This window comes from Pseudomonas sp. EGD-AK9, assembly GCF_000465935.2.
In the GTDB taxonomy this organism is placed as follows: domain Bacteria; phylum Pseudomonadota; class Gammaproteobacteria; order Pseudomonadales; family Pseudomonadaceae; genus Aquipseudomonas.
Window position 1 is genome coordinate 1 of record NZ_AVOF01000097.1, and the last position, 9,003, is coordinate 9,003.

The 9,003-nt window shown below is 66.0% G+C and carries 9 protein-coding genes; 5 read left to right on the forward strand and 4 right to left on the reverse strand.

Annotated elements, in window-relative coordinates:
- Together N878_RS05480 and N878_RS05485 are read right to left on the reverse strand one after the other, a co-directional pair.
- Positions 1-561: RDD family protein (locus N878_RS05480; RefSeq protein ID WP_021442675.1), on the reverse strand; the 561-nt coding region annotated here is incomplete at its 3' end.
- A gap of 87 nt (positions 562-648) precedes the next feature.
- A complete protein-coding gene (locus tag N878_RS05485; RefSeq protein ID WP_021442676.1) occupies positions 649-1,407 on the reverse strand; it encodes a hypothetical protein in 759 nt (252 codons plus the stop codon).
- A 180-nt stretch (positions 1,408-1,587) separates the two neighbouring features.
- Between N878_RS05485 and sbcB the strand changes: the two genes are divergently transcribed.
- Entirely contained in the window at positions 1,588-3,021 is a 1,434-nt protein-coding gene (sbcB, locus tag N878_RS05490) for an exodeoxyribonuclease I (RefSeq protein WP_021442677.1), read from the forward strand.
- A 259-nt stretch (positions 3,022-3,280) separates the two neighbouring features.
- On the opposite strand, the gene mvaT is transcribed toward sbcB, so the two are convergent.
- On the reverse strand, positions 3,281-3,655 hold the full coding sequence (gene mvaT, locus N878_RS05495; protein WP_021442678.1) for a histone-like nucleoid-structuring protein MvaT: 375 nt from the start codon (positions 3,653-3,655) through the stop codon (positions 3,281-3,283).
- Between the two features lie 302 nt (positions 3,656-3,957).
- Here mvaT and purU point away from each other — a divergent pair, with 302 nt between their 5' ends.
- The 3 genes from purU to N878_RS28840 all read left to right on the forward strand — a co-directional run bounded on the left by purU (position 3,958) and on the right by N878_RS28840 (position 5,652).
- The gene (gene purU / locus N878_RS05500) at positions 3,958-4,809 is read left to right on the forward strand and encodes a formyltetrahydrofolate deformylase (RefSeq protein WP_021442679.1); all 852 of its coding nucleotides are present in this window, start codon (positions 3,958-3,960) and stop codon (positions 4,807-4,809) included.
- 45 nt (positions 4,810-4,854) lie between these two features.
- Positions 4,855-5,280 (forward strand): CBS domain-containing protein, encoded by a 426-nt coding sequence (locus N878_RS05505; protein WP_021442680.1) that lies wholly within the window; start codon positions 4,855-4,857, stop codon positions 5,278-5,280.
- A 198-nt stretch (positions 5,281-5,478) separates the two neighbouring features.
- Positions 5,479-5,652, forward strand: coding sequence for a hypothetical protein (locus tag N878_RS28840; protein WP_021442681.1), 174 nt, complete (start codon positions 5,479-5,481; stop codon positions 5,650-5,652).
- 42 nt (positions 5,653-5,694) lie between these two features.
- On the opposite strand, the gene N878_RS05510 is transcribed toward N878_RS28840, so the two are convergent.
- The gene (locus tag N878_RS05510; protein WP_021442682.1) at positions 5,695-7,572 is read right to left on the reverse strand and encodes a methyl-accepting chemotaxis protein; all 1,878 of its coding nucleotides are present in this window, start codon (positions 7,570-7,572) and stop codon (positions 5,695-5,697) included.
- A gap of 157 nt (positions 7,573-7,729) precedes the next feature.
- Between N878_RS05510 and N878_RS05515 the strand changes: the two genes are divergently transcribed.
- Positions 7,730-9,003 (forward strand): helicase HerA-like domain-containing protein (locus N878_RS05515; protein WP_031302796.1); only part of this gene is annotated, 1,274 nt, incomplete at its 3' end.

A 9,003-nucleotide genomic window follows, 5' to 3' on the forward strand; every position in this document is an offset into this window, starting at 1 on the left:
GGCCAGGCTGAGCGGGAAGGGCGTCGGCAGCAGCTCGGCCTCCGGCAGTTGCGGGCGTGCCGGCGCGGCGTCGCGGTAGACCACCAGGGTGCCGGCGGCGATATCACCGAGGCGCTTGAACGCCGGATGGTTGAGGCAGCTGAGAATGCCCAGGCTGTAGCCGAACGGCAGGATGTCGACGAAGCGCAGCAGGTTGCGCGTCAGCGAGGCGGCCCAGCCGATGGGCGTGCCGTCGTCGTGCACCACGCGCAGGCCGAGCAGCTGCTTGCCGGGCGAACGGCCCTGGTTGAGCACCTCGAACAGCACCATGTACCACCAGGTGACGAGAAACAGCAGGATGGTGCCCAGGCCCATGCCGAACTGACCGAGCAGGCCGAGGACGATGAACATCACCGCCAGGATCAGCCCGCGGATCGCCAGGTCGATGGCGAACGCCAGGGCGCGCGGCACCAGACCGGCGGGGCGCAATTGCAGGTCGATGCCCTCCGGCGTCTCCACCTGGTAGCGGGTGTCCAGGGGCGGCTGGTGCTGCGGGAGGCTGGCGCTTGAGCGTGAGGGCATCGGCGGACTGCATCAGGGAAAGCCCGATGCTAGCGAGCAGCGGGACACGAACGCAACCGGGCCGATGGCTCGGCCCGGCATAACGGCTTACTGGGCGGCGGGCAGCACGCCGAAGATGGTGCGGTAGAGCACGCCCATGGCCACGACCATCAGCGGGATGCTCCAGACCAGGCCGATACCCAGCGGGATGGCGCTGAGGATCACGATCACGCCGAGCAGCAGGAACAGGCCGAAGACCTTGAACCAGTGCTGGCTGATGGCCTTGCGCGAGGCCTCCAGCGCCTGCCAGGGCGACAGGCCGCGCTCCACCACCAGCGGAATCGCCAGCAGATAGGCCACCGCCAGGTAGATGCCGGGGAGCAGTAGCAGGAGCATGCCGAGGTAGATCAGCAGCATCATCACCACGGCGGTGATGATCAGCGGCACGGTGCGGCCAAAGTGGCTGAAGATTTCGTTGAAGCTGATCGGCTGGTCGGCGGCGCGACGGATGCCGACCATGTTGATCCCGGCCATGAAGGGATAGGCCAGGGCGGAGGCCAGCAGCGACACCAGCACCTCGCCGACCACTACCGCGACCAGGTTGTCGCTGAGGGCGCCGAACACGCCGACTATGCCGCCGAGGATGAAGGTGGCGGCCAGCAGCACCAGGTAGAACACCAGGAAGCCGCCGATGATGATGCCCTTGGTGCCTTTGACCTTGGCCCAGGCTTCGCCGATCAGCGCGCCGATGCTGAAGTCGTAGCCGCGGGCCAGCGCTTCTTCGATGCTCGGCGCCTGGTCGCCGAGCGGCTGCTGCAGGTCGCTGACGGGGGCGGCATAGGGATTGGGGGTGGTAGCGTCACTCATGGCGGCGTCCTTGTACGTAGAGTGGGAGAGGTGGCACATGCTAGGGGTACTGGCATTTGGCCTACAAGCGGCGCCTGGGCGGGCATGCAGCGGCTGTGCGCTGGTTCATGCTTTGCCGGCGGCGGCGCGCCTGGGCATGAATGATAGACTGCCTGGCCACTGTGCACTGGGGATACGCGCGTGACTTCCAGCATCTTCTGGTACGACTACGAGACCACCGGCATCAATCCGCGCTGCGACCGTCCGCTGCAGGTGGCCGGCATCCGCACCGACGAGGCGCTCAACGAGATCGGCGAGCCGCTGAACCTCTACTGTCGGCCCAGCGACGACATCCTGCCGCACCCGGCCGCCTGCCTGGTCACCGGCATCGACCCGCAGCGCCTGCAGCAACTGGGGCTGGACGAGGGCGAGTTCGTCACCCGGGTGCATGCCGCGTTGTCCGCGCCGGGCACCTGCGGCGCCGGCTACAACAGCCTGCGCTTCGACGACGAGGTGACCCGCTACAGCCTCTATCGCAACTTCTTCGATCCTTACGCCCGCGAATGGCAGGGCGGCAACAGCCGCTGGGACCTGATCGACCTGGTGCGTACCGCCTACGCCCTGCGCCCGGAGGGCATCGAGTGGCCGGAGGAAGACGGCCGCGTGACCCTCAAGCTGGAACGCCTGACCCAGGCCAACGGCATCGACCATGGCCAGGCTCACGACGCGCTGTCCGACGTGCGCGCCACCATTGGCCTGGCGCGCCTGCTGCGCGAGCGCCAGCCGCGGCTGTACGACTTCCTCTATCAGCTGCGCAGCAAGCAACGGGTGCTGGATCAGATCCGCCTGCTGCAGCCGCTGCTGCATGTGTCCGGGCGTTTCTCCGCGGCGCGTCATTACCTGGCGCCGGTGCTGCCGCTGGCCTGGCACCCGCGTAACCGCAACGCGCTGATCGTCTGCGACCTGCAGGCCGACCCGGCGCCGTTGCTGGAGCTGGATGCCGAGACCCTGCGCAGCCGCCTATACACCCGGCGTGAGGAGCTGGCCGAGGGCGAGGCGCCGGTGCCGCTGAAGCTGCTGCATATCAATCGCTGCCCGGTGGTGGCGCCGCTGTCGGTGCTGCGCGAGCAGGATCGTCAGCGCCTGCAGCTGGACTGGGCGCAGTGCCAGCGCCACGCCGAGGCGCTGCAGGCGGCGCAGGCGCTGTGGCAGGACAAGCTGGCGACCATCTATCGCGAGGAGGCCTTCGCCGCCAGCGGCGATCCCGAGCAGCAGCTGTACGAGGGTTTTATCGGCGACCGCGACCGCCGCCTGTGCGAGCAGGTGCGCCGTGCCGAGCCCGAGGCGCTGGCCAACCAGGACTGGCCGTTCGACGACGCGCGTCTGCCGGAGTTGCTGTTCCGCTATCGCGCACGCAACTTTCCGGACAGCCTGTCGCCGGCCGAGCGGCAACGCTGGCAGGAGTTCTGCCGCCAGCGTCTGAGTGCCGCCGAGTTCGGCGCACCCAATACCCTGGGGCAGTTTCGTCAGGCGCTGGATGAATTGCGCGGTAACTGCACGCCGAGCCAAGTGCAACTTCTGCAGCAATGGCAGGCGTATGCGGAGGATGTGCAGGCGCGCTACGGGATAAATTAGCCGCGGCGCCGGCAACGGGGCATAGCCCAATTGTGCACGGGCATATCGAGCGGGGTGGCGGCGGCCGGCGCTTGTTTGTCCGGGCGCGCTGGCGAGTTGCCCTGTGGCAATTGCCGGCTGGGCGTTGGCCGTGGCCCGCACGGCAAACTTGCGGGGCGCCAGACGAGTTGCCGGCAACAATTGCGCCGGTCATCCCGCGGCAAAATAACGGCAATAAAAAACGCCAGCAGGGCTGGCGTTTTCGGGTATTGCGCGAGGCTTAGCCGAGCAGGGTGGCCCAACCTTCGACGACGTCGGCGCCCCACTTGGCTTTCCACTCTTTCAGGGTCTTGTGGTTGCCGCCTTTGGTTTCGATCACTTCGCCGCTGTGCGGGTTCTTGTACTGCTTGACCTTGCGCGCGCGCTTGGTGGCAACGGGCTTGCCGGCACGCGGGGCCTTGCCGACCTTGGCTTCCGGGTCGAGCAGGGCAATGATGTCGCGCAGGGACTTCTGATATTCGCCCATCAGGGTGCGCAACTTGCCTTCGAATTCCAGTTCCTTTTTCAGCTTGTCGTCTTGCGACAGGTTCTTCAGGCGCTCTTGCAGCTCCTTGATGGCTTCTTCGGTGGCGCGGTATTCATTGATCAGCGACATGGACTTTACCTTGGCGTGAATAGGTTTAAAAAGTGAGCAGTGAGGCAATAATAGTCACGCACTTATAACAAGTAAACAGTGTCGGAGAAAATAGCCGTGGTGCACTGCAAGGTTTTGTAACCACGGGCTTTAATTTAAACCGGGTATTTTCGCGCTGGCCGAAGTTGCCTGTTTTTCCGCCGCCTCGATATTTTTCCGCGCCCGGTCAGGGGGCCACGGGTGCCCGGCCCTCCGCGCTACTGCAGTTTCCCCGGCTTGTCGCTAGAATGGCCGACTTTTGCGCCGTCATTGGGGTTTTGTATATGCGCACGTTCAGACTGGTCATCGCCTGCCCGGATCGCGTCGGCATCGTCGCCAAGGTCAGTAGTTTCCTGGCGACCTACAACGGCTGGATCACCGAAGCGAGTCATCATTCCGATACCCAGAGCGGCTGGTTCTTCATGCGGCACGAGATTCGCGCCGATTCCCTGCCGTTCGAGCTGGAGGGCTTCCAGCAGGCCTTCGCGCCGATTGCCCGCGAATTCTCCATGGAGTGGCGCATCACCGACTCGGCGCAGAAGAAGCGTGTGGTGCTGATGGCCAGCCGCGAGTCGCACTGCCTGGCCGACCTGCTGCACCGCTGGCACAGCGACGAGCTCGACTGCGCCATTCCTTGCGTGATCTCCAACCACGACGACCTGCGCAGCATGGTCGAGTGGCACGGCATCCCCTACTTCCATGTGCCGGTCGATGCGCAGGACAAGGCGCCGGCCTTCGCCGAGGTGGAGCGCCTGGTCAAGCAGCACCAGGCCGACGTCATCGTCCTGGCGCGCTACATGCAGATACTGCCGCCGGCACTGTGCGCCGAGTACGCGCAGCGGGTGATCAACATCCACCACAGCTTCCTGCCGTCCTTCGTCGGCGCCAAGCCCTACCACCAGGCTTCGCTGCGCGGGGTCAAGCTGATCGGCGCCACCTCGCACTACGTGACCGAGGAGCTGGACGCCGGGCCGATCATCGAGCAGGACGTGGTGCGCGTCACCCACCGCGACGATATCGAGGAAATGGTGCGCCTGGGCAAGGACGTGGAGAAGATGGTGCTGGCGCGTGGGCTACGCTATCACTTGGAAGACCGGGTTCTGGTGCACGACAACAAGACGGTGGTGTTCGACTGATCTTGCGCCGTAGGCCGAACCGATGCTCGCCAGAGGAGATCGCCCATGCTCAAGTCCATCAAGGTGCGGGACTACATGACCCGCCATCTGGTGACCTTCAGGTCGGATACCGATCTGTTCACCGCCATCAACCGCCTGCTGGAGCACCGTATCTCGGCGGCGCCGGTGGTTGATTCCCAGGGCCATCTGATCGGCCTGCTGTCGGAGGGCGACTGCCTGCGCGGCATCCTCTCCGGCGCCTACTACGAGGCCATCGGCGGCAACGTCAGCGCCTACATGACCGCCGAGGTCGAGACCATCTCGCCGGAGGCGGACATCATCGAGCTGTCCGAGCGCTTCCTGCGCGGTCGGCGTCGGCGCCTGCCGGTGGTCGAGGACGGTCACCTGATCGGCCAGATCAGCCGCCACGACGTGCTGCGGGCGGTCAAGGAGTTCGCCCAGCATGAGCAGGGCAAGCTGGAAGCCGGTTAGAGCCTGTTCAAAGTCTGCTGCGCGTCGGCACTGCTGCGTTAAAAACAGGCTTGGAATGCTCATTTACAACTCGTAAAGTCGCCCGCGACTCCGACCGTTCCTCGCCTGTTTTGACCAGCCGAAGGCTGTTGCTAGCGTAGCGCCTTGCATTGCTCTAGCTCGCGAGACTTTGAACAGGCTCTGAGTGAGGAGGACTTGATGAGCGATCCACTGGACAAGGCGACTTCCAAGGCGCCGCCGACCCTGGGCGAGGGTTGCGTGCGCCGCTACGACCCGGACGCCTTGAGCGAGGACGACGGCACCGAGTTCGCCGAGGCCGCCGAACTGTGGCGGCAGCTGCAGGAACAGGCACCGCCTGAGCCCGAGCCATAACGACCAAGGGCGCTGTGGCGCCCTTGGTCTCGTTTCGCGTACTTAGATGCGGAAGCTGTCGACCAGCTGCTTGAGGCGCGCGGCCTGTTGCTCCAGGTCGCCGCAGGCGCGCAGGGTGGCCTGCAGGTTCTCCACGCCTTCCTGGTTGAGGGTGTTGATCTCGATGATGTCCATGTTCAGCGACTCGATCACCGAGGTCTGCTCCTCGGTGGCGGTGGCCACCGACTGGTTCATCCCGTCGATCTCGCCGATGCGCGCGGTGACCGTGCCCAGGCGTTCGCCGGCCTGGTTGGCGATCGCCACACTTTCCTCGCTGTAGCGCTGGCTCTCGGTCATGGTGGTGACCGACTCCCGCGAGCCGACCTGCAGCTCCTCGATCATCTTCTCGATTTCCTGCGCCGACTCCTGGGTGCGGTGCGCTAGGTTGCGCACCTCGTCGGCGACCACGGCGAAGCCGCGGCCGGCCTCGCCGGCGCGGGCGGCCTCGATGGCGGCATTGAGCGCCAGCAGGTTGGTCTGCTGGGAAATGCTCTTGATCACCTCGAGAATCTGGCCGATGTCCACGGTCTTGCCGTTGAGCATCTCGATCTTGGCGCAGGCGTCGCTGATCTTGTCCGACAGCTCGCTCATCGAGGAGATCGCCTGCTGCACCACCTTGCCGCCGTCCTCGGCCTGATGGCGGGCGTCGGAGGCCTGGGTCGAGGCGTCGGCGGCGTTACGCGCGATCTCCTGGGCGGCGGCGCCCAGTTCGTTGATCGCCGCGGCCACGCTGTTGGTGCGGCTGGCCTGCTCGTCGGAGTTGGCCATCGACGAGTTGGAGGCGTTGACCACCAGCTTGGCCACCTCGTTGACCTGCACGGTGGCCGAGGACACCTCGCGGATCGAGCTGTGGATGCGCTCGACGAACTGGTTGAAGGCGCGCGCCAGGGCGCCGAACTCGTCGTTGGACTGGATCGCCAGGCGCTTGGTCAGGTCGCCCTCGCCCTGGGCGATGTCCTGCATGGCCTTGCCCATGGTGTTGAGCGGCTGCATCAGCACGCGGATCAGCACACCGAGCAGGGCGATGATCAGCACCACGGCGATGACGGTAGCGACTATGGCCGAGGCGCGGAACTCGGTGAGCATCGCGTAGGCCTTGGCCTTGTCGATGGACAGGCCGACGTGCCAGTCGACCGAAGGCAGGCCCTTGACCGGGGTGAAGGTGAGGATGCGGGTGTTGCCGTCTTGTTGCGCCTCGCTGAACTCGCTGCTGATGCGCGGAGTGTTCTGCGGGTAGATGTCCTTGAGGTTCTTCATCACCAGGTTCTTGTCCGGGTGCACCAGGATCTTGCCGTCGGCGCTGACCAGGAAGGCGTAGCCGATGCCGTCGAAGTCCAGGGCGTTGATGATGTCGACCAGGGTCTGCAGGCTGAGGTCGCCGCCGACCACGCCGGCCGGCTTGGCCGGGGTGGCGATGGTGATGATCAGCTCGCCGGTGGCGGCGTCGACGTAGGGTTCGGTGAGGGTGGAGCCGCCGGCGGCCATGGCATCCTTGTACCAGGGCCGGGTGCGCGGATCGTAGCCCTCGGGCATGTCGGCGTCCGGGCGCATGGTGAAGTCGCCGTTCTCGGCGCCCAGGTAGGTGAAGGCGAAGGAGGAGGTCAGCGCCTTCTGCTCCAGCAGCTTGACCACGCGATCCGGGCTGTTGTCGTTGACGATCGACTGGGCGGCGCTTTCCACCAGGAGGATGCGCCCGGACAGCCAGTTCTGGATGTTGCTGGCGGTCACGTCGCCCATTTCATGCAGGTAGCTCTCCAGGTCCGCACGGATGGCGTTGCGTTGCAGGTAATCGTTGTAGAGGGTGAACAGGGAGAAGGCGACTATCACCACCAGCGATGCTGCGAGCAGGATCTTGTGGCTGAACTGCAGGTTTTTAGTCATGTTGTCTTGCGTCCGGAAGGCTCTGGAACCAGTCTTGTGTTCCACGAAGCCGCCAGTGGGGCGGTTCGTGGGAGATTGTGGCGAAGGCAATTCGCCTTTGGTCTGATGCCTATGTCGGCATACCTGCAGTAAAGCTTTAACCCAGGGGATGGCAAAGATGCCTTTGATTTCGCAGTTCGTACTGGGCGCCGGCAGCGATGGCCAGCCCGTCGGCCAGCCGTTGCGCCTGGCCAACCGTCACGGTCTGATCGCCGGCGCCACCGGCACCGGCAAGACGGTGACCCTGCAGCGCCTGATCGAGACCTTCAGCGACGCCGGCGTGGCGGTGTTCGCCGCCGACGTCAAGGGCGACCTGTGCGGCCTCGGCGCTGCCGGTGCGCCGCAGGGCAAGGTCGCCGAGCGCATCGCCAGCATGGCCTGGCTGCAGCACCGGCCGCAGGCCTATCCGCTGTGCCTGTGGGACGTGCACGGGCAGAGCGGCCACCCGCTGCGCACCACCTTGAGCGAGATGGGCCCGCTGCTGCTCGGCGCCCTGCTGGAACTGACCGACAGCCAGCAGGCGGCGCTCTACGCCGCGTTCAAGGTGGCCGACCGCGAGGGTTTGCTGCTGCTCGATCTGAAGGACCTCAAGGCGCTGCTCGGCCACCTCAAGGACAACCCGCAGGTGCTCGGCGAGGACAGCGCGCTGTTCACCAACACCTCGGCGCAGGCGCTGCTGCGGCGCCTGGCCAGCCTGGAGCAGCAGGGCGCCGAGGCGCTGTTCGGCGAGCCGGCGCTGCAACTCGAGGACCTGCTGCACCCCGATCGCGACGGCCGCGGCCGGGTTCACCTGCTCGACGCCAGCCGCCTGGTGCACGAAGCGCCCAAGGTCTACGCCACCTTCCTGCTGTGGCTGCTGGCCGAGCTGTTCGAGCAGCTGCCCGAACGTGGCGACGCCGACAAGCCGGTGCTGGCGCTGTTCTTCGACGAGGCGCACCTGCTCTTTCAGGGCACGCCCAAGGCGCTGCAGGAGCGCCTGGAGCAGGTGGTGCGGCTGATCCGCTCCAAGGGCGTGGGGGTGTACTTCGTCACCCAGTCGCCCAGCGACCTGCCGGACGACGTGCTGGCCCAGCTCGGCCTGCGCATCCAGCACGGCCTGCGCGCCTTCACCGCCAAGGAGCAGAAGGCGCTGCGCGCGGTGGCCGACGGTTTCCGCCCCAATCCGGCGTTCGACAGCCTGAGCGTGCTGACCGAGCTGGGCATCGGCGAGGCGTTGGTCGGCACCCTGGAGGAAAAGGGTACGCCGGCCATGGTGCAGCGCGTGGCCATCGCCCCGCCGCAGTCGCGCATCGGCCCGATGAACGAGAGCGAGCGTGCCGCCCTGGTGCGTCAGTCGCCGTTGGCCGGGCGCTACGACAAACCCGTCGACCGCGAATCGGCCTACGAGCTGCT